Genomic DNA, 17,081 nt, shown 5'->3' with positions numbered 1-17,081 from the left:
CCAAATGGCGTAAAATGGGGGATTGCACACATTCCGCCGTTCTACTTCCCTCGATTTTTGTTCAGAAGTATGAAAACCGCCCCGGCGGGGCAAAAATAGGGTCAAAGGGGCTTGAAAAGCCAACTTTCGTGGAGTAAAATTAATAAGCGATTAAGGTGGTGAGGCCTGTGGTGGAGTTCCGGCGAAAAGAGCGCTATACAGCGCAGGATCTGGTGCGCATCGTGGCGCTTCTGCGGGATCCCGCCGACGGCTGCCCCTGGGACAAGGAACAGACCCATCAGTCCATCCGCTCCAACTTCATCGAGGAGACCTATGAGGTGCTGGAGGCCATCGACCTCGCCGACGCGCACCTGCTGGAGGAGGAGCTGGGCGATGTGCTGCTGCAGGTGGCGCTCCACTGCCAGATGGAGGCCGAGAAGGGCGTTTTCGACTTTGACGCCGTCTGCGACGGCATCTGCAAAAAGCTGATCTACCGCCACCCCCATGTGTTCGGCAACACGGTGGCCGAGACCACCGACCAGGTGCTTTCCAACTGGGAGGCGCTGAAAAACGCCGAAAAGGCGCGCACCACCGCCAAAAGCCGGCTGGAGAGCGTGCCGGCGGCCTTCCCCGCGCTGATGCGGGCGGCCAAGGTGCAAAAGCGCGCCGGGGCCTACGGATTTGCCTATCCGGACGCCGCCGCCGCGCTGGCCGACCTGGAGAGCGAACTGGCCGAGTTGAAGGCGGCCATGGCCTCGGGCGAGGGCGTGGAGTGGGAACTGGGCGATGTGCTGTTCGCCGCCGTGAATCTGGGCCGGATGCTCGGGCAGGACAGCGAACAGGCCCTGAGCCGTGCCACCACCCGGTTCCAGAACCGGGTCATCGCCTGCGAGGCGCAGGCGCAGGCCGAGGGCAGGGCGCTGGAAGATGCTTCGCCCGCCGAACTTGACCGCTACTGGAAAGCGGCCAAGCAGACCGAACAGACATCAAAGGGCTGACCCCTTTGTGCTGGCATAAATATTTGGAGGTAAAAATAACATGACCAAAGTTGAACTGATCGCGGCTGTCGCTGAGGCTGCCGAGCTGACCAAGAAGGACGCGGAGAAGGCAGTCAACGCCACTGTGGAAGTCATCACCAAGGCCCTGGCCGACGGCGATAAGGTCTCTCTGGTTGGCTTCGGCACCTTCGAGACCCACAAGCGCGCCGCCCGCACCGGCATCAACCCCCGCACCAAGGAGACCATCCAGATCGCCGCTACCACCGCCCCCGCTTTCAAGGCCGGCAAGGCCCTGAAGGACGCGGTGTCCAAGTAAGCAACAGCGGACCCGATCTTCCACGGCTCTGCCGCCGCACCGCGGGGCAGGGCCGTTTTCTCTTTCGCCGGCGCCCGGCGGGAAAGGAGCCAAAGCCATGCGCATCGACAAATACCTGAAGGTCAGCCGCCTCATCAAGCGGCGCACCGTGGCCAACGAGGTGGCCGACGCGGGCCGCATCCTGGTGAACGGCAAGCCGGCCAAGGCCAGCTACGCCGTCAAGGAAGGGGACGTCATCGAGATCACCTTCGGCAACAACCCGGTGAAGGTGCGGGTGCTGTCCACCCTCGCACCCGCCGGCAAGGACGTGGCCCGGGAGATGTACGAGGTCATCGAAGGCTGACCTCGCCGCGGGCGGGGCCGCCCCAAAAGAAAGCGGCGGCAGCGCCGCCCCGGGTACTGAAAGAACACAGAAAAAGACCGGCCCCCGAAAGAAGCTTGCCGCTTTCTTCGGAGGCCGGTTTTTTGCGCGCTCGGCCGGGGCTGCTTTTTCACCGGCCGCCGGGCGTGCGGGGGGGGAGATATACATGGCGCTGTGCGCGGCGGCGCGGCACACCGCCCGGCGGGGCGCTGCCGCGTTCCGGGTGGGAAATCACGGCGGCTTTGACCGCAGGGCCGCCCGGGCGGTCCGCGGGCTGCCCTGCCGGGCCGCCCGCCGGCATAATCCCCCGCCTTTGGCGCATATGCTTGTGTCAAAAAGGCAGGTGCAAGACCATGCAGGAAAAAAAGACCTCCGCCGCCCGGCCCGGCGAGCCGGGAGAGGCGAAGCTGCCCCACCATCTGATCGTGGAGGACCGCCGCGCCCTCACCGCCACCGGTGTGACCCGGGTGGTGAGCTGTGACGAGACCGGCGCCACCCTGGAGACCCAGCAGGGCACCCTGCTGGTGGGGGGACAGGGCCTCTCGGTGAGCGAACTGTCCATCCAGACGGGCGAGGTGAAGATCTTCGGGCGCATCGAGTCCATGCAGTACACCGAACCCGCGCCGACGGCGGGCGGCCTGTGGCGCCGCCTGCTGCGCTGAAAGCCCATGGTGGCGCTGGCCGCCCCGCCCTATGTTTTGGCCGATACCCTGTGCTGTTTGGGGCTGGGCTTTTTTCTGGCGGCGTGTTACGATCTGGCCCGCTTCTTTCTGGGCGGCAGCCGCCCGGTCTGCTTTTTGCTGGACGTGGCCGCCGCCCTGGCCGCCGCCGTGCTGGCCTGCAGTTTTGCCGCCTCCCGCAGCTACAGCGGCGTGGTGCGCTGGTACATGGCGGTGGGCCTTGCGATGGGGCTGGCGGGCTATTTTTTTGTGCTGGCGCCGGGGTGCGCCGCGGTGCAGCGGCTGATCAAATGGACCGCGGCCCGGCCCTTTGTGCTCCTGTGGCTGCTGCTGCTGCGCCCCGCGGCGCGCCTGGGCGGGCGCGCGGGGTGCGCGGCGGGGCAAAAATTGCGGGCCGAAGCCAAAAAACGCCGCAAAAAACAGTTGAAAAACAAAGGGCGGGTGTTGTATAATTCAGATAACCCACCGGGCGCTCCCCGGGGGTAATGCGCTCATTTTTCGGCGAAGGAGGCCAGCTGCATGGAGAAACGGCAAAAGCGCGAGCCGCTGTTGCCCCGCTTTCTTGTGCGGGCGGGCCTGGTGCTGATCGGCGGTTATCTGGTGGCGGGCCTTGTGTTCAACCAGGTGGACATCGCCGCCAAGCAAAAGGAGCTGCAGGACCTGGAGACCCAGCTGGAGCAGCAGCGCCAGCAGAACGATGAACTCAACCGCGTGCTGGAATCGGGCAACGATCTGGAGATCATCGAGCGGGTCGCGCGGGACAAACTGGGCTATGCCAAGCCCAACGAGCGGGTGTTCATCGACGTCACCGGCCAGTAACAGGGTACAAAGGCCGCGGCTTTTCGCCGCGTTGCGGGCCTTTGCAGAATAAACATAAAGGGGTTATATCGCGTTGCAGTTAGAGGTAGGGGCCATTCTGGAAGGCAAGATCACCGGCGTCAAGAAATTCGGCGCCTTTGTTGCGCTGCCCGGCGGGAAGACCGGCATGGTGCACATCTCCGAGGTGTCCAACAGTTTTATCGAGGATCTTTCCACCGTGCTCAGCGAGGGGCAGGAGGTCAAGGTCAAGGTGCTCAGCATCGCGGAGGACGGCAAGATCGCCCTCTCCATCAAGCGCACCCTGCCTCCCGATCCGCGTCAGAACCGGGGCGGGGCCCACGGCCCCCGCGGCGGCCAGCGCGGCCGTTCCGACGCGCCCCGGGTGTGGCAGCCCAAGGCCGCCGCGCCCCAGGGCGAGATGAGTTTTGAGGATATGATGGCCAAATTCAAAAGCCAGAGCGAGGAGAAGATCAGTGACCTCAAGCGGGTCACCGAGAACCGCCGCGGCGGCGGCTATTCCCGCCGGCGCTGAGTTCCGGCTCCCCGAAACAGACGAAGGACGGACTGCCAGCAGCGGCAGTCCGCTTTTGCGTTACAGAAAAACAGCAGCGGCCGTCGCGCCGCAGAGGAAAGGATGTTGTACCGATGAAAGTGATCGTGGTGGGCGGCGTGGCCGCCGGCGCCAGCGCGGCGGCACGGCTGCGCCGGCTGGACGAAAAAGCCGAGATCATCGTGTTCGAACAGGGGGAGCACGTCTCCTTCTCCAACTGTGGGCTGCCCTACCATCTGGGAGGCACCATCCCCGACGCCGACGACCTGGTGATGATGACCCCCCGGGCCTTCAAGATGCGCCACAACATCGAGGTGCGGGTGAACAGCCGGGTGACCTCCATCGACCGAGCGGCAAAGACCGTGACGGTGGAGCCGAAGGAGGGCCCCGCCTACACCGAGAGTTACGACAAACTCATCCTCGCCCCCGGGGCCGCGCCCATCGTGCCCGGCTCCATCCCCGGCGTGAGGAGCCCCCATGTGTTCACCCTGCGCAACGTCACCGACGTGAAGGCCATCAAGGCCTACATCGACGAGCAGGGCATTACCCGCGCGGCGGTGGTGGGCGGCGGTTTCATCGGCGTGGAGGTGGCGGAGAACCTTGCCAGCGCCGGCCTGCTGGTGACCCTGGTGGAGGGCGCCGACCAGATCCTCGCCCCCTTTGATTACGACATGGCCCAGATCCTGCACAAGGAGATGGTGGACAACGGCGTGCGGCTGGAACTGAACAGTATGCTGGCCGCCGTCCACCCGGACCACATCACCGTCAACTGCCAGGGCGAAGCGCGGGACATCCCCGCGCAGATGGTGGTGCTGGCCATCGGCGTTTCGCCGGAGACCGCCCTCGCCCGGGACGCGGGCCTTGCCATCGGCGAGACCCGGGGCATCAAGGTGGACGCCGACTGGCGCACCAGCGACGAGGACATCTATGCCGTGGGCGACGCGGTGGAGGGCTTTGACCGGCTGGCCCGGCGTCCCGGCCGGCTGGCGCTGGCGGGCCCGGCCCAGCGGCAGGCCCGCGCCGCGGCGGACCACATCCACGGCATCCCGGCGGACAACCGGGGCTTCATCGGTTCCTCCTGCGTGCGGGTGTTCGACCAGAACGCCGCCGCCACCGGCCTTTCCGAGAAGGCGGCCCACAAGGCGGGCATCCCCTGCGAGGCGGTGTATCTGCTGCCCACCGACAAGGTGAGCCTGATGCCCGACGCGGCTTACATGGCCTTCAAGCTGGTGTTTGAGACGCCCACCGGCCGCATCCTGGGCGCCCAGGCCATCGGCCGGGGCGACGCGGTGCGCCGCATCGACGTGATCGCCACCCTCATCTCCATGAACGGCACCCTGGCCGACCTCAAGGAGCTGGAACTGTGCTACTCGCCGGTGTACGGCACCGCCAAGGACGTGGTGAATCTGGCGGCGCTGGTGGGGCTGAACGTGCTGAGCGGCCGGGTGAAGCAGGTGCCGGTGACTGCCGTGCGCCGTCTGGTGGAGCAGGGCGCCTGCATCATCGACGTGCGGGAGCAGCGGGAGTACAACGCCGGCCACCTGAAGGGCGCGGTGAACATCCCCCTGTCCCAGTTCCGCGAGCGGATGGCCGAGGTGCCCCGGGACGTGCCGGTCTACCTGCACTGCCGCACCGGCCAGCGCAGCTACTACGCCCTGTGCGAACTGCTGGGCAACGGCTACACCAACGCCTTCAACGTCAGCGGTTCCTTCCTGGGCATCTGCCTGTACGAGTACTTCAACGACCGCGCCATGGGCCGGGAGCCCATCGTGACCGCCTATAACTTCAACTGAAAAGAGAGAAAAGACAATGAAGATCCTGAAAAAAGACCAGATGGAAGAAGTTCGTCCTCACATGGTGGGAGGCGAGGGAGAGTGCACCGTGCGCCAGTTCCTCCCCGTCGACTGCGCCTACGGCGCCGGGCGGCTGTTTGCCGTCAACACCCTCGAGCCCGGCTGTTCCGTCGGCTACCACAAGCACCAGGGGGAATACGAGGTCTACTATATCCTGGAGGGCGTGGGTCATGTGGTGGATGACGGCGAGGAGTACGACCTGGCCGCCGGCGACATGATGCAGTGCCGGGACGGCTCCTCCCATTCCATCGAGAACCGCTCGGACAAACCCCTGCGTTTCCTGGCGCTGATCCTCAACGTGCGCGATCCCGCCTGACCGCCTTTTCACCGGCCTGTCCCGCCCGCCGGCCCCCCACAGAGGGCCGGCGGGTTTTGTGCATTTTCACACAGCTTTGCCACAAAAACTTTACAGACTGTACACCCATTTCCTCTGGCGTTTTTTGTGCAATATTGCTATAATAATAGTATCAAAGCGGCGGCGCCTGCACAAAGGGGCAACGGCCCCTGCGGCAAACACCGCCAAAAGGAGGCATAGGTTTTATGAAGGTCACTTGCAGCGGTCGCAGAGTTTCCCTGAAGCCCTCGTTCGTGGAGAAGGCGGAGAAGCGTCTGGCAAAACTGGACAAATTCTTCCCGGAGGAGACCCAGGCACAGGTCACGGTCACGGTGGAAAAGAGCCATCAGACGGTGGAGATCACCGTTTTTGACAACGGTCTCACCGTGCGCGCCGAAAAGACTGCCGACCAGATGGAAGCCGCACTGGACGAGGCGGCGGATCTTCTGACCCGACGCCTGGTGAAAAACCGCAAGCGGTTGAGCACCCAGCTCACCCGGGCCGCGGCGGCGGAGTGGGCCGCCGAGCCGGAACCGGAGGAGACCTTCGAGGTCATCCGGGAAAAGCGCTTTGCCGTCAAGCCCTGCACCACCGACGAGGCCATCCTGCAGATGAACCTGCTGGGGCACAGCTTCTTTTTGTACCGCAGCGTGGAGAACGACCAGATCCAGGTGGTCTACCGCCGCGCCGACGGCGGCTACGGCGTGCTGATCCCCCTCAACTGAATTTCCAAAGCGGGCCGCCCCGGCAAACGCCGGGGCGGCCCGCTGCGTGTGGGGGCGCCGCGAAGAAACCGCCGTCCGCCGGCGGAAAAATGCCCGCGGGCCCTTGCGCGCCGGGGCGGGGGATGCTATGATAGTATCCCGGCCGAACGCACCGAACCACCGGCCTGCCGACAGGGCCGGGCGTCGCGGGGGAGAGAGACCCCCCGGGCCCGGCGGAAGGGGCAGGCTGCATACAAAGGAGTTGCCTTTATGAAATTTGAACTGATCGCGCCCTGCTATTTCGGCACCGAGAGCACCGCCGCCTTTGAGGTGCGGCGGCTGGGTGCGGAGGACGTGCAGGTCACCGACGGGCGCATCGCCTTTTCGGGGGACGAGAACATGATCGCGGCGGCGAACCTGAACCTGCGCTGCGCCGAGCGGGTGCTGATCCTGCTGAAGCGCTTTCCCGCCCGCACCTTCGACGAACTGTTCGACGGGGTCTACGCCGTTCCCTGGGAGGAACTGCTGCCCGCCGACGCCGCCTTCCCGGTGAAGGGGTCCAGCCTGTCCAGCACCCTGTCCAGCGTGCCCGCCTGCCAGAGCATCGTGAAGAAAGCGGTGGTGGAGCGGCTGAAAAAAGGCCACAAGACCCTCTTTTTACCCGAGACCGGCGTGCAGTACAAGATCCGGGTTTCCATCCGCAAGGACCAGGCGGAACTGATGCTGGACACCAGCGGCGACGGCCTGCACAAGCGGGGCTACCGGCGCAACGCCACCGGCGCGCCCATCAAGGAGACGCTGGCCGCCGCCATCGCCGACCTGGGCCGCGTGCGGCGGGACAGCCAGGTGGCCGACCCCTTCTGCGGCAGCGGCACCCTGGTGATCGAGGCCGCCCAGAAGGCGATGAACATCGCCCCCGGTCTGCGCCGGCGCTTCGCCGCCGAGCAGTACAGCTTCTGCCCGCCCGCCGTCTGGGCCGCCCAGCGGGAGAAGGCCCTGGCGGAGATCCGCAAGGACGCGGCCTTCGAGGGCTGTGGCTTTGACATTGACCCCGCCGCCGTGGAGCTGGCGGCCCACAACGCGAAGCTGGCCGGGGTGGGCGAGCGCTGCCGGTTTGCCGTGGCGGACGTGGCCGATTTTGCCCCCCTGCCGGAGCAGACGGTGCTCACCAATCCCCCCTACGGCGAGCGGCTGGGGGACCTGGCCGAGGCCGCCCGGCTGGCGGGGGTGCTGGGGGCGCGCCTTTCGCAGCACCCGGTGAAGGGGGCCTACGTCATCACCGCCGACGCCGACTTTGAAAAGCACTTCGGCAAAAAGGCGGCCCGCCGCCGCAAACTCTACAACGGCATGATCCCCTGCCAGGTGTACATGTATTATTGAGCCCGCCGGCCCGCGAAATCGCGCAAAAGGGCCGCCGCCCCAAACGGGGCGGCGGCCCTTTTCTTCATTCATACAGCTGCCGGCCGCTGAACACACACAGCGCGCTTTTGGATTTTCCCTGCTCCAGCAGCAGGCGGGCGGCATAGAGCGCCGCCCCCGCGCTGGGCGCGGCGGGGATGGCGTCGGTGCGCAGCACGTCCCGGGCGGCCCGCTGGGCCTCGCCGCTGGCCACCGCCATCACCCGGTCCACGATGTAGGGGTTGTAGTTCTGGGGCACAAAACCGGCCCCCAGCCCCGGGATGCCGTGCCGCCCGATGAACCCGCCCCCGATGGCCTGGCTCTCGTAGGGCTCCACCGCCACCATCCGGATGTGGTTGGTCCAGGCCTTCACATGCTCGCCCACGCCGGTCACCGTGCCGCCGCTGCCCACCCCCGCCACGATGGCGTCGATGTCGTCGCCGCCGTGGGTGGCCTTCAGGATGGCCGGCCCGGTGATGCGCCGGTGGTATTCGGGGTTGTCGTCGTTGTTGAAGTAGTCCAGATAGTAGCCGCCCTTCTCCTCGGCGGTCTTTTGCGCCATCTCCCAGGCGGCCTTCCGGCGGGACATCCCCTCGGCGCAGAACACCAGCTGCGCCCCCAGCCGCTGCAGCAGCTTCTGCCGGTCGCCCGCCAGGGTGGGGGACACCACCAGATACACCGGGTGGCCGCTGCGCTTTGCCGCGATGCACAGCGCCGCCGCGAAGGTGCCGCCGCTGGCCTCCACCACCGGCTGCCCCTTTTTCAGATCCCCCCGCTGGGCCGCCAGCGCCAGCATCCCCTCGGCCAGCCCGTCCTTGGCGCTGCCGGTGGGGCCGGCAAAGTCCAGATAGGCAAACAGCCGCCCCGGCAGTTCGAAGCGGGCGGCGTAGCCGGCCAGCTCCACCACCGGGCAGGCGTAGAGGTACTGGTAATAGTTCTTGTACACCGCCAAAGCCCCGCCGCCCCCTTTTGCCGTAAATTACTTTTATTATATCAAATGCGACCCGCCCGTCAATCCGCCGACCGGCTTCGCGGGCCGCCTTTCTGCACTTTTTCACAAAATCCGGCCCCGCTTTTTGGGCAACCCCTCTTGACATCCGGCCTCTGTTTTGCTATAATGTGCAATGTAAAGCAAATCACTTTACAAACCTCGCGAAAGGATGGGCTGCCCCGTGGCGAAAAACCTGGAGATCTCGTTTCTGCTGGATTTTTACGGCGATGTGCTCACCGAGCGCCAGCGCGAGGTGATGGAACAGTACTACAACGACGATCTGTCGCTGGCGGAGATCGCCGACAACTTCGGCATCACCCGCCAGGGCGTGCGGGATTCCATCAAGCGGGGCGAGGGCATCATCCTCGACCTGGAGCAGAAGGTGGGCTTCGCGGCCCGCTACCGGGCGGTGCAGCAGGGCGTGGCCCAGCTGGAGAGCCTGGCCCGCTCCATCCGATTTGCCAATTCCAACTCCTACTCGCCCAGCGCGGAGATCGAGCGGGATGTGGACGCGATGCTGGAGGAGATCCGGCGCATCACCGACTGAGAAGGGGGTCTTGAAGCACAATGGCGTTTGAATCCCTTTCTCAGCGCCTGGGCAGCGTGTTCAAACGGCTGCGGGGCAAGGGCAAACTCACCGAGGCGGACATCAAGGCCGCCATGCGCGAGGTGCGCATGGCCCTTCTGGAGGCCGACGTCAACTACACGGTGGCCAAGCAGTTCATCGCCCAGGTCACCGAGCGGGCCATGGGACAGGAGGTCATGGAGAGCCTGACCCCCGCCCAGCAGGTCATCAAGATCGTGAGCGACGAACTCACCGCCCTCATGGGCGGCGAAGAGGCCGCCCACATCCACATCAAGTCAAAGCCCCCCACGGTCATCATGCTCTGTGGCTTGCAGGGCAACGGCAAGACCACCCACGCCGCCAAGCTGGGCAAGTGGTTTTTGAAGGCGGGGCACCGGCCGCTGCTGGTGGCCTGTGACGTCTACCGCCCGGCGGCCATCGAGCAGCTGCAGGTGGTGGGCAAGCAGGCCGGGGTGCCGGTGTTCACGATGGGTACCGAAAAGCCGGAGGTCATCGCCAAAGCGGCGGTGGCCCACGCCAAGGACCACGGCAACGACATCGTCATCCTGGACACCGCCGGCCGCCTGCATGTGGACGAAGCCCTGATGGCGGAACTTGGCCGCATCCGCGAGGCGGTGACGGTGGACGACGTGCTGCTGGTGGTGGACGCCATGGCCGGCCAGGACGCGGTGAACGTGGCCAAGGCCTTCAACGAGGCGGTGGCGGTGGACGGCATCATCCTCACCAAGACCGACGGCGACACCCGCGGCGGCGCGGCCCTCAGCGTGAAGGCGGTCACCGGCAAGCCCATCATGTTCCAGGGCACCGGCGAAAAGCTGGACGATCTGGAGGTCTTCCACCCCGCCCGCATGGCCAGCCGCATCCTGGGCATGGGCGATGTGCTCACCCTCATCGAGAAGGCCCAGGAGACCCAGGACCAGAAAAAGGCCGCCGAGACCGCAAAGCGGATGATGGAGAACAAGTTCGACATGAACGACATGCTGGACCAGCTGTCCCAGATGAAGAAGATGGGCGGCGTGTCGGCGATGCTCTCCATGCTGCCGGGCGGCGCCAAGGTGAACCCCGACGAGGTGGACGAAAAGGCCTTTGTGCGGGTGGAGGCCATCATCCTCAGCATGACTCCCGCCGAGCGGGCCAAGCCCGCCATCATCAACCCCAAGCGCAAGCGGCGCATCGCCGCCGGCAGCGGCACCTCCGTGGAGGAGGTCAACCGCCTTCTGCGCCAGTTCGAGACCATGCAGAAGCTGATGAAGCAGGTCAAAAAGAACCCCAAGGCCTTCGGCCGGCGCATGAGCATGGGCTTTTGAAAAAGCCCCTTTCCATCTTGATAAAACCTCTGGGGCCCAGCGGGCTTTGGCTCGGGGCCGGGGTTTTATAGAATAAACGCCCAGCCAATGGGCCCCAATTTTAACAGGAGGTGACAGGAATGGCTGTCAAAATCAGACTGCGCCGCATGGGCGCCAAGAAGGCTCCGTTCTATCGTGTTGTGGTGGCGGATAGCCGCTTCCCCCGCGATGGCCGCTTTATCGAGGAGATCGGTTACTACGATCCCACCAAGGAGCCCTCGGTGATCAACATCGACGGCGAGAAGGCTAAGAAGTGGATCGCCAACGGCGCGCAGCCCACCGACACGGTGCGTGCTCTGCTGAAGAAGTCCGAGATTCTGTAACAGGCAATGGAGGGCGTCAAAATGCAGGAGTTGCTGCTTGCTGTGGCCCGGGGACTGGTGGATGAGCCCGACGCGGTGACCGTCACCGTGGACGATCCCCGTGAGGACGGCACCGTCGTCTACCACCTGAGCGTGGCCGAAGGCGACATGGGCCGTGTGATCGGCAAACAGGGGCGCATTGCAAAGGCGATCCGCGTTGTAATGCGCGCCGCCGCCGTCCGCAAGGGGCAGAAGGTGCTGGTCGAGATCGACTGACCTTCCGCCGCAAGGCACAAAAACCGACAGGGCCCTTTTTCAAAGGGCCCTGTTGCCGTTTCATGGGGCCGTGCCGGCCCCGCCAACACCCACAAGGGGGGAGAAACCTCATGCAAGAATATCTGGAAGCCTGCAAGGCCGTCACCACCCACGGCATCGCCGGGGAGGTGAAGGTGGAACTGTGGTGCGACAGCGCCGCCTTCCTGGCCGGTTTTCACCGGCTGTACCGCGGGCCGGCGGGGCAGGACCCCATCGGCCTTGTGAAGGTGCGGCCCCACAAGAACATGGCCCTGCTCACCCTGGAGGGGGTGCACGACCCCGAGACCGCCCGCGAACTGGTGGGCACCGTGTTCTACATCGCCCGCGCCGAGGCCAAACTGCCCAAAGGCCACTACTTCCAGGCCGACCTCATCGGCCTGCCGGTGGTGGACGCGGACAGCGGCCGCGTCTACGGCACCGTGGTCAGCGTCACCCATCCCGCCGCCCAGGACATCTACACCGTGCGGGACGAGACCGGCGCCGAGACCCTCTTCCCCGCGGTGAAGCCCTTTTTGAAACAGGTGGACCTGGAGAACGGCCGGGTGCTGGTGCAGCCCATCCCCGGCATGTTCACCGAGGCCGAGAACGGAGACCGCCCATGAGCATGCGCATCGATATCGCCACCCTCTTTCCGGACATGTGCCAGCAGGTGCTGGACGAGAGCATCCTGGGCCGGGCCGCCCGCAAGGGCCTCATCGAGACCCACTGCCACCAGATCCGGGACTACACCCTCAACCGCCAGAAGCAGGTGGACGACTACCCCTACGGCGGCGGCTGCGGCATGGTGATGAACGCTCAGCCCATCTACGACTGCTGCCAGGCCATTCTGAAGGAGTTCGAGGAACAGGGCCGCCCCCGGCCTCAGATCGTCTTTATGACGGCGGCGGGCCAGCCCTACACCGAGCAGGTGGCCCGGGAGCTGGCGGCCCAGGACGGCCTGGTGCTGGTGTGCGGTCACTACGAGGGCATGGACGAGCGGGTGATCGAGGAGCTGGCCGACCGGGAGATCTCCATCGGCGACTATGTGCTCACCGGCGGCGAGCTGGCCGCCCTGGTGGTGGCGGACAGTGTGCTGCGCCTGCAGCCCGGCGTGCTGGCCGAGCCCCAGGGCTACCAGGAGGAGAGCCACTGGAACGGCCTGCTGGAGTATCCCCAGTACACCCGCCCCGAGGAGTGGCGGGGGCGCAGGGTGCCCGAGGTGCTGCTCAGCGGCCACCACGGAAACATCGACGCCTGGCGGGCGAAGATGAGCCTGGAGCGCACGAAGCAGCGCCGCCCGGACCTGTATGAAAAGCTGCCGGATTCCATGAAAAAAGGCTGATACTGGGAGCACTTACCAATTAAGTTGAAAACTTTTGGAACAAACCATGAGAATGTTGAAAACTTAATGGATGAAATGCACAAAGAAACGTTTCCGCCATTTTCGCCTTTTGCCAAACTGACAAAAATTTCAACACGGTATCGACAAGGCGGTGGGAATGGGATATTATAATATCAAACCCGTTCAAATTCTTTTTGAGTAGGAGTGTATGAACCATGTTTGTGAAAGAAGTTACCGTTGAGAATCAGGTTGGCCTGCACGCCCGTCCGGCCACGTTCTTTATTCAAAAGGCCAACGAGTATAAGTCTTCCATCTGGGTGGAGAAGGAAGAGCGCCGGGTCAACGCCAAGAGCCTGCTGGGCGTTTTGAGCCTGGGCATCGTGGGCGGCACCGTCATCCGCATCATTGCCGACGGCACCGACGAGCAGGAGGCCGTGGAGGGCCTGGTCGCCCTGGTGGAGTCCGGTTTCGCCGAGTAATTTCTTTTTCGATCATGAACAGGGCAAGGGCGGAGCGATCCGCCCTTTTTCCTTGTGCAGAGGAACCGCCGCCGGGCCTTGTAAAGGGCCCGGCGGCGGGATATAATAAGGCCGGAATGAAAGGGGGCGCAATGCCGTGACCAAGGCGGAACTGTACGAAAAGGCGAAGATGCTGCCGCTGCTGCCGGGGGTGTATATCATCCGGGACAAGCGGGATGTGATCATCTACATCGGCAAGGCCAAGCGGCTGCGCACCCGGGTGAGTCAGTATTTCCGGGAGGGGGTGCCCCACGACGCCAAGGTCACCCAGATGATCGAGCACGCCTTCACCTTCGACGTGATCGTCTGCCAGAGCGAGTTCGAGGCGCTGGTGCTGGAGGCCAGCCAGATCAAGGCCCACACCCCCAAATACAACATTCTCCTGAAGGACGACAAGGGCTACAGCTACGTCAAGGTGACCAAAGGGGAGTACCCCCGCCTCTCGGCGGCGCTGCAGAAGGAGGAGGACGGGGCCGATTACATCGGTCCCTTTACCAGCAGCTTTGCGGTGCGGCAGATGGTGGAGACCGCCCAGGACGCCTTCCTGCTGCCCCGCTGCAACCGCCGCTTCCCCGAGGACATCGGCAAGGGCCGCCCCTGCCTCAACGCCCACATCGGCAAGTGCATGGCGCTGTGCAGCGGCAAGATCAGCAAAGAGGTCTATAACGAGGCGGTGAAGGGGGCCATCCAGCTCATCCGCCACGGCAAAAAGGACATCCTCACCACCATGCGCCGCCGGATGGAGGAGGCCGCCGAGCGGCTGGACTTCGAGCAGGCGGCCCTGCTGCGGGACCAGATCGCCGCGGTGGAGAAGGTGTCCGCCGGGCAGAAGGTGGTGGTGGACGAGACGGTGGAGATGGACGTGATCGCCTTCGCCGCCTCCGGCGCCAACAGCTGCGCCGCCATCCTGCGCTACCGCAAAGGGCGCCTGGCGGACAAGCGGGAATTTGTGTTCAAGGGCAGCACCGACCTGGAGGCGCTGCGGGAGGAATTTCTGCCCCGCTATTACCTCTACGGCGGCGAGATCCCCCGGCGCATCGCGGTGGACGCGCTGCCCGAGGCCGCCGAGGCCCTGGAGCAGCTGCTGGGCGAGACGAGGGGCGCGAAGGTGCAGCTGTATGTGCCCCAGCGGGGGGATGTGGCCCGGCTGATGACCATGGCCTACACCAACGCGGTGGAGCGTCTGGCCCGGGAGAGCGGCCGCACTGACCGGGGCCAGCGCCTGCTGGACGAGACCGCCGCCCTGCTGGGCCTGGCAAAGCCGCCCCACGTCATCGAGAGTTACGACATCTCCAACTGGGGCGAGGGCACCAGCGTCTGCGGCATGGTGGTGTTCCAGGACGGCCGGCCCCTGAAAAGCGGCTACCGGCGCTTTAAAATGCGCACGGTGCAGGGCACCGACGACTTTGCCAGCATGGCCGAGGCCCTCTCCCGGCGGGCCGGCGAGTACGAAAAGGGGGCGGCGGGCCAGTTCGGCGTGCTGCCCGACCTCATCCTGCTGGACGGCGGCAAGGGCCAGGTGAGCGCGGTGCGGGCGGCGCTGGCGGGCACGGCCCTGGCGGCGGTGCCCCTCTTCGGCATGGTCAAGGACGACCACCACCGCACCCGGGCCATCGTCACCGCCGACGGCGGCGAGATCGCCATCAGCATGCACCGGGGGGTGTTCACCTTCCTCTCCAGCATCCAGGAGGAGGTGCACCGCTTCTCCATCGAGTACCAGCGGGCCAGCCAGAAGAAAAAATCCTACGCCTCCAGCCTCACCGCCATACCCGGCGTGGGGCCCGCCACCGCCAAGGCGCTGCTGGCCCATTTCAAAACGGTGGGCGCGGTGCGCGAGGCCGGCGCGGAGGAACTGGCCCAGGCCAAGGGGGTGGGCGCCGCCGCGGCCCGGCGCGTTTTCGACTGGTTCCACCCCGGCCCGGGCCTTGACAAAGCCCCCGGAACGGGGGATAATGAACCATAAACTCAGCGCGGCGCTGAGCCGGGGCGCGGTTTTCGCCCGCCCCGCCCGCCGCACCGTGAAAGGCAGGGGAACAACATGCGCGTGATCGCCGGAAGCGCCCGGGGCACAAAACTGGAAACGCTGCCGGGGGAGGAAGTCACCCGGCCCACCATCGACCGGGTGAAGGAGGCCATGTTCAGCTCCCTGCAGTTCAGCCTGCCCGGCGCCCGGGTGCTGGACCTGTTCGCCGGCAGCGGCCAGCTGGGCATCGAGGCCCTCAGCCGGGGCGCGGCGGGCTGCGTCTTTCTGGACCGGGACCGGGGCGCGGTGGACGTGGTGACCAAAAACTGCCGGGCGGCGGGCGTGTTTGACCGGGCCCGGGTGGCCCAGGGGGAGGCGGCGGCTTTCCTCGCCGCCACAAAGGACGTTTTCCACATCGTGCTGCTGGACCCGCCCTACCATCATGGCACGCTGGCGGCCATCCTGCCGGGGGTGGCAAAGGTGACCGCCCCCGGCGGCACCGTCCTCTGCGAGAGCGAACTGGCCGCCGACCTGCCGGACACCTGCGGCGGCCTGCACAAGAAAAAGCAATACCGGTACGGCAAGGTGCTGGTGACCCGTTATGAAAAGGAGCGAGCGGAATGAACATCGACGAGCTGTTGAACATGATGGAAGAGATGCTGGAAGAGGCCACCGGCCTGCCCTTCGCGGGCGGCAAACGGGTGGTGGACGTGGACAAGCTGCAGGACATCATCGACGAGGTGCGCCTCAACCTGCCCACCGAGGTGCGCCAGGCCAAGGCCATCGTGAACGACCGGGCCGAGATCGTGGCCGACGCCAAGCGGGAGGCCGAGTCCATCATCAAAAAGGCCGAGGACCGGGCTCGGGTGCTGGTGAGCGAGCAGGAGGTGGTCAAGGCCGCCCAGCAGCGCGCCGCCGAGATCGTCTCCTCCGCCCAGACCCAGGCCCGCACCATGCGCACCACCGTCACCGATTACTGCGAGAACATGCTGCGCACCACCGAGGAGCAGCTGGCCCGCAGCGCGGCGGAGGTCAAGACCGTGCGCGCCAACCTGCGCCAGAGCGCCAAAAACGGCTGATTTTTCAGGCGCTTTTCCAAAATATCCCTCATCGGGCCGTGAACGTTCGTTCACGGCTCTTTTTTTGTGTCTTTCGCCAAAACCGCGCCAAAAAATCCGGCGGCGACGCCCCGGATTTCTACGTCCCGTATCTTGAATTTCACAGGTCCATCCCGTATAATTGAATAAAAGTGGGTAGAAGTGGGTTAAAGTGGGAAAACTCAACCGCTTTTAACAAGTTTTCAACAAAGGGGGCGGCCGGGATGTTGATGGGGGAATACAACTACACCATCGACGACAAGGGCCGCCTGAACTTCCCGGCCAAATTCCGGGAGAAGATGGGCGCGGCCTTCGTGGTCACCCGCTGGCTGGACGACTGCCTCGTGGCCTTTCCCGAGGAGGAGTGGCAGCGCATCACCGACATCCTGCGGAGCAAGAGCATGGTGAAAACGCGGGACATCCAGCGCTTTCTCTACGCGGCGGCCCAGGAGGTCACGCCGGACAAGCAGGGCCGCATCCTGCTGGAGCCGGCGCTGCGCGCCCACGCGGGGCTGCAAAAGGAGGTCACGGTGATCGGGGTGGGCGGCTACGCCGAGATCTGGGACACCGCGGCCTGGCAGAAAAAACAGCAGAGCCTCTCCGGCGCCGACATCGAGGCGGCCATGGAGGAACTGGACTTTTAAGCGGGA

Annotated in this window: 23 protein-coding genes; 22 read left to right on the top strand and 1 reads right to left on the bottom strand. The window is 65.3% G+C overall.

The features are described from left to right. Window positions 1-167: 167 nt before the first annotated feature. The 11 genes from mazG to ACH2A7_RS08240 all read left to right on the top strand — a co-directional run bounded on the left by mazG (window position 168) and on the right by ACH2A7_RS08240 (window position 7,974). Window positions 168-977, top strand: a complete 810-nt coding sequence (mazG, locus tag ACH2A7_RS08290; RefSeq protein ID WP_394961313.1) for a nucleoside triphosphate pyrophosphohydrolase — start codon at window positions 168-170, stop codon at window positions 975-977. A 40-nt stretch (window positions 978-1,017) separates the two neighbouring features. Beyond that, window positions 1,018-1,293: an HU family DNA-binding protein gene (locus ACH2A7_RS08285; protein WP_177522596.1), complete on the top strand. Its 276-nt coding sequence runs from the start codon at window positions 1,018-1,020 to the stop codon at window positions 1,291-1,293. A 97-nt stretch (window positions 1,294-1,390) separates the two neighbouring features. Next, a complete protein-coding gene (locus tag ACH2A7_RS08280) occupies window positions 1,391-1,636 on the top strand; it encodes an RNA-binding S4 domain-containing protein (RefSeq protein WP_394961311.1) in 246 nt (81 codons plus the stop codon). A 371-nt stretch (window positions 1,637-2,007) separates the two neighbouring features. After that, window positions 2,008-2,316, top strand: a complete 309-nt coding sequence (locus tag ACH2A7_RS08275) for a YabP/YqfC family sporulation protein (protein WP_394961309.1) — start codon at window positions 2,008-2,010, stop codon at window positions 2,314-2,316. A 6-nt stretch (window positions 2,317-2,322) separates the two neighbouring features. Beyond that, window positions 2,323-2,820, top strand: a complete 498-nt coding sequence (locus ACH2A7_RS08270) for a hypothetical protein (RefSeq protein ID WP_394961308.1) — start codon at window positions 2,323-2,325, stop codon at window positions 2,818-2,820. A gap of 33 nt (window positions 2,821-2,853) precedes the next feature. Next, window positions 2,854-3,153: a septum formation initiator family protein gene (locus tag ACH2A7_RS08265; RefSeq protein ID WP_394961306.1), complete on the top strand. Its 300-nt coding sequence runs from the start codon at window positions 2,854-2,856 to the stop codon at window positions 3,151-3,153. Between the two features lie 73 nt (window positions 3,154-3,226). Continuing rightward, on the top strand, window positions 3,227-3,685 hold the full coding sequence (locus ACH2A7_RS08260; RefSeq protein WP_394961305.1) for a S1 RNA-binding domain-containing protein: 459 nt from the start codon (window positions 3,227-3,229) through the stop codon (window positions 3,683-3,685). A 113-nt stretch (window positions 3,686-3,798) separates the two neighbouring features. Then, window positions 3,799-5,496 carry an FAD-dependent oxidoreductase gene (locus ACH2A7_RS08255; protein WP_394961304.1) on the top strand — a complete coding sequence of 566 codons (1,698 nt, stop codon included), beginning with the start codon at window positions 3,799-3,801 and terminating at the stop codon, window positions 5,494-5,496. A gap of 16 nt (window positions 5,497-5,512) precedes the next feature. Beyond that, a complete protein-coding gene (locus tag ACH2A7_RS08250) occupies window positions 5,513-5,872 on the top strand; it encodes a cupin domain-containing protein (protein ID WP_394961302.1) in 360 nt (119 codons plus the stop codon). A 224-nt stretch (window positions 5,873-6,096) separates the two neighbouring features. Continuing rightward, on the top strand, window positions 6,097-6,615 hold the full coding sequence (hpf, locus tag ACH2A7_RS08245) for a ribosome hibernation-promoting factor, HPF/YfiA family (protein ID WP_394961300.1): 519 nt from the start codon (window positions 6,097-6,099) through the stop codon (window positions 6,613-6,615). A 249-nt stretch (window positions 6,616-6,864) separates the two neighbouring features. Continuing rightward, the gene (locus tag ACH2A7_RS08240; RefSeq protein WP_394961298.1) at window positions 6,865-7,974 is read left to right on the top strand and encodes a class I SAM-dependent RNA methyltransferase; all 1,110 of its coding nucleotides are present in this window, start codon (window positions 6,865-6,867) and stop codon (window positions 7,972-7,974) included. Between the two features lie 64 nt (window positions 7,975-8,038). Here ACH2A7_RS08240 and ACH2A7_RS08235 read toward each other — a convergent pair whose 3' ends face one another. Beyond that, the gene (locus tag ACH2A7_RS08235) at window positions 8,039-8,938 is read right to left on the bottom strand and encodes a pyridoxal-phosphate dependent enzyme (RefSeq protein ID WP_394961413.1); all 900 of its coding nucleotides are present in this window, start codon (window positions 8,936-8,938) and stop codon (window positions 8,039-8,041) included. Between the two features lie 226 nt (window positions 8,939-9,164). On the opposite strand from ACH2A7_RS08235, the gene ylxM reads away from it, so the two are divergent. From ylxM to mraZ, 11 genes are all read left to right on the top strand, one after another. Continuing rightward, window positions 9,165-9,530: a YlxM family DNA-binding protein gene (gene ylxM, locus ACH2A7_RS08230; RefSeq protein ID WP_394961297.1), complete on the top strand. Its 366-nt coding sequence runs from the start codon at window positions 9,165-9,167 to the stop codon at window positions 9,528-9,530. A 20-nt stretch (window positions 9,531-9,550) separates the two neighbouring features. Then, window positions 9,551-10,876, top strand: coding sequence for a signal recognition particle protein (gene ffh / locus ACH2A7_RS08225; protein WP_394961296.1), 1,326 nt, complete (start codon window positions 9,551-9,553; stop codon window positions 10,874-10,876). Between the two features lie 119 nt (window positions 10,877-10,995). Further along, entirely contained in the window at window positions 10,996-11,238 is a 243-nt protein-coding gene (gene rpsP / locus ACH2A7_RS08220; protein WP_394961294.1) for a 30S ribosomal protein S16, read from the top strand. Window positions 11,239-11,259: 21 nt separating this feature from the next. Next, window positions 11,260-11,493 carry a KH domain-containing protein gene (locus tag ACH2A7_RS08215; protein ID WP_394961293.1) on the top strand — a complete coding sequence of 78 codons (234 nt, stop codon included), beginning with the start codon at window positions 11,260-11,262 and terminating at the stop codon, window positions 11,491-11,493. A gap of 110 nt (window positions 11,494-11,603) precedes the next feature. After that, a complete protein-coding gene (gene rimM / locus ACH2A7_RS08210) occupies window positions 11,604-12,134 on the top strand; it encodes a ribosome maturation factor RimM (protein WP_394961292.1) in 531 nt (176 codons plus the stop codon). After that, a complete protein-coding gene (gene trmD, locus ACH2A7_RS08205; protein ID WP_394961291.1) occupies window positions 12,131-12,853 on the top strand; it encodes a tRNA (guanosine(37)-N1)-methyltransferase TrmD in 723 nt (240 codons plus the stop codon). Before rimM ends, trmD begins: the two co-directional genes overlap by 4 nt. A gap of 215 nt (window positions 12,854-13,068) precedes the next feature. After that, window positions 13,069-13,332 (top strand): HPr family phosphocarrier protein, encoded by a 264-nt coding sequence (locus ACH2A7_RS08200; RefSeq protein WP_394961290.1) that lies wholly within the window; start codon window positions 13,069-13,071, stop codon window positions 13,330-13,332. A 136-nt stretch (window positions 13,333-13,468) separates the two neighbouring features. After that, a complete protein-coding gene (gene uvrC / locus ACH2A7_RS08195) occupies window positions 13,469-15,334 on the top strand; it encodes an excinuclease ABC subunit UvrC (RefSeq protein WP_394961288.1) in 1,866 nt (621 codons plus the stop codon). A gap of 75 nt (window positions 15,335-15,409) precedes the next feature. Further along, window positions 15,410-15,958 (top strand): 16S rRNA (guanine(966)-N(2))-methyltransferase RsmD, encoded by a 549-nt coding sequence (gene rsmD / locus ACH2A7_RS08190; protein WP_394961286.1) that lies wholly within the window; start codon window positions 15,410-15,412, stop codon window positions 15,956-15,958. Then, window positions 15,955-16,413 carry an ATPase gene (locus ACH2A7_RS08185; protein ID WP_394961285.1) on the top strand — a complete coding sequence of 153 codons (459 nt, stop codon included), beginning with the start codon at window positions 15,955-15,957 and terminating at the stop codon, window positions 16,411-16,413. Before rsmD ends, ACH2A7_RS08185 begins: the two co-directional genes overlap by 4 nt. A gap of 242 nt (window positions 16,414-16,655) precedes the next feature. Next, the gene (gene mraZ / locus ACH2A7_RS08180) at window positions 16,656-17,075 is read left to right on the top strand and encodes a division/cell wall cluster transcriptional repressor MraZ (protein WP_394961284.1); all 420 of its coding nucleotides are present in this window, start codon (window positions 16,656-16,658) and stop codon (window positions 17,073-17,075) included. Window positions 17,076-17,081: the final 6 nt, after the last annotated feature.

This window comes from Candidatus Allofournierella merdavium, from assembly GCF_944382735.1.
Taxonomy (GTDB): Bacteria; Bacillota; Clostridia; order Oscillospirales; family Ruminococcaceae; genus Allofournierella_A; species Allofournierella_A merdavium.
The sequence above is the reverse complement of the archived record's forward strand: the minus strand, read 5'-3'. Positions and strand labels throughout refer to the sequence as shown.

Excerpts from the sequence above, each read along its gene's own strand:
- ACH2A7_RS08200 (WP_394961290.1), top strand. The coding sequence starts at position 13,069 with ATGTTTGTGAAAGAAGTTACCGTTGAGAATCAGGTTGGCCTGCACGCC.
- ACH2A7_RS08215 (WP_394961293.1), top strand. The coding sequence starts at position 11,260 with ATGCAGGAGTTGCTGCTTGCTGTGGCCCGGGGACTGGTGGATGAGCCC.
- hpf (WP_394961300.1), top strand. The coding sequence starts at position 6,097 with ATGAAGGTCACTTGCAGCGGTCGCAGAGTTTCCCTGAAGCCCTCGTTC.
- ACH2A7_RS08275 (WP_394961309.1), top strand. The coding sequence starts at position 2,008 with ATGCAGGAAAAAAAGACCTCCGCCGCCCGGCCCGGCGAGCCGGGAGAG.
- ACH2A7_RS08240 (WP_394961298.1), top strand. The coding sequence starts at position 6,865 with ATGAAATTTGAACTGATCGCGCCCTGCTATTTCGGCACCGAGAGCACC.
- ACH2A7_RS08280 (WP_394961311.1), top strand. The coding sequence starts at position 1,391 with ATGCGCATCGACAAATACCTGAAGGTCAGCCGCCTCATCAAGCGGCGC.
- rsmD (WP_394961286.1), top strand. The coding sequence starts at position 15,410 with ATGCGCGTGATCGCCGGAAGCGCCCGGGGCACAAAACTGGAAACGCTG.
- ACH2A7_RS08185 (WP_394961285.1), top strand. The coding sequence starts at position 15,955 with ATGAACATCGACGAGCTGTTGAACATGATGGAAGAGATGCTGGAAGAG.
- ffh (WP_394961296.1), top strand. The coding sequence starts at position 9,551 with ATGGCGTTTGAATCCCTTTCTCAGCGCCTGGGCAGCGTGTTCAAACGG.
- ACH2A7_RS08270 (WP_394961308.1), top strand. The coding sequence starts at position 2,323 with ATGGTGGCGCTGGCCGCCCCGCCCTATGTTTTGGCCGATACCCTGTGC.
- mraZ (WP_394961284.1), top strand. The coding sequence starts at position 16,656 with ATGTTGATGGGGGAATACAACTACACCATCGACGACAAGGGCCGCCTG.
- ACH2A7_RS08265 (WP_394961306.1), top strand. The coding sequence starts at position 2,854 with ATGGAGAAACGGCAAAAGCGCGAGCCGCTGTTGCCCCGCTTTCTTGTG.
- rimM (WP_394961292.1), top strand. The coding sequence starts at position 11,604 with ATGCAAGAATATCTGGAAGCCTGCAAGGCCGTCACCACCCACGGCATC.
- trmD (WP_394961291.1), top strand. The coding sequence starts at position 12,131 with ATGAGCATGCGCATCGATATCGCCACCCTCTTTCCGGACATGTGCCAG.
- ACH2A7_RS08250 (WP_394961302.1), top strand. The coding sequence starts at position 5,513 with ATGAAGATCCTGAAAAAAGACCAGATGGAAGAAGTTCGTCCTCACATG.
- ACH2A7_RS08285 (WP_177522596.1), top strand. The coding sequence starts at position 1,018 with ATGACCAAAGTTGAACTGATCGCGGCTGTCGCTGAGGCTGCCGAGCTG.
- ACH2A7_RS08255 (WP_394961304.1), top strand. The coding sequence starts at position 3,799 with ATGAAAGTGATCGTGGTGGGCGGCGTGGCCGCCGGCGCCAGCGCGGCG.
- rpsP (WP_394961294.1), top strand. The coding sequence starts at position 10,996 with ATGGCTGTCAAAATCAGACTGCGCCGCATGGGCGCCAAGAAGGCTCCG.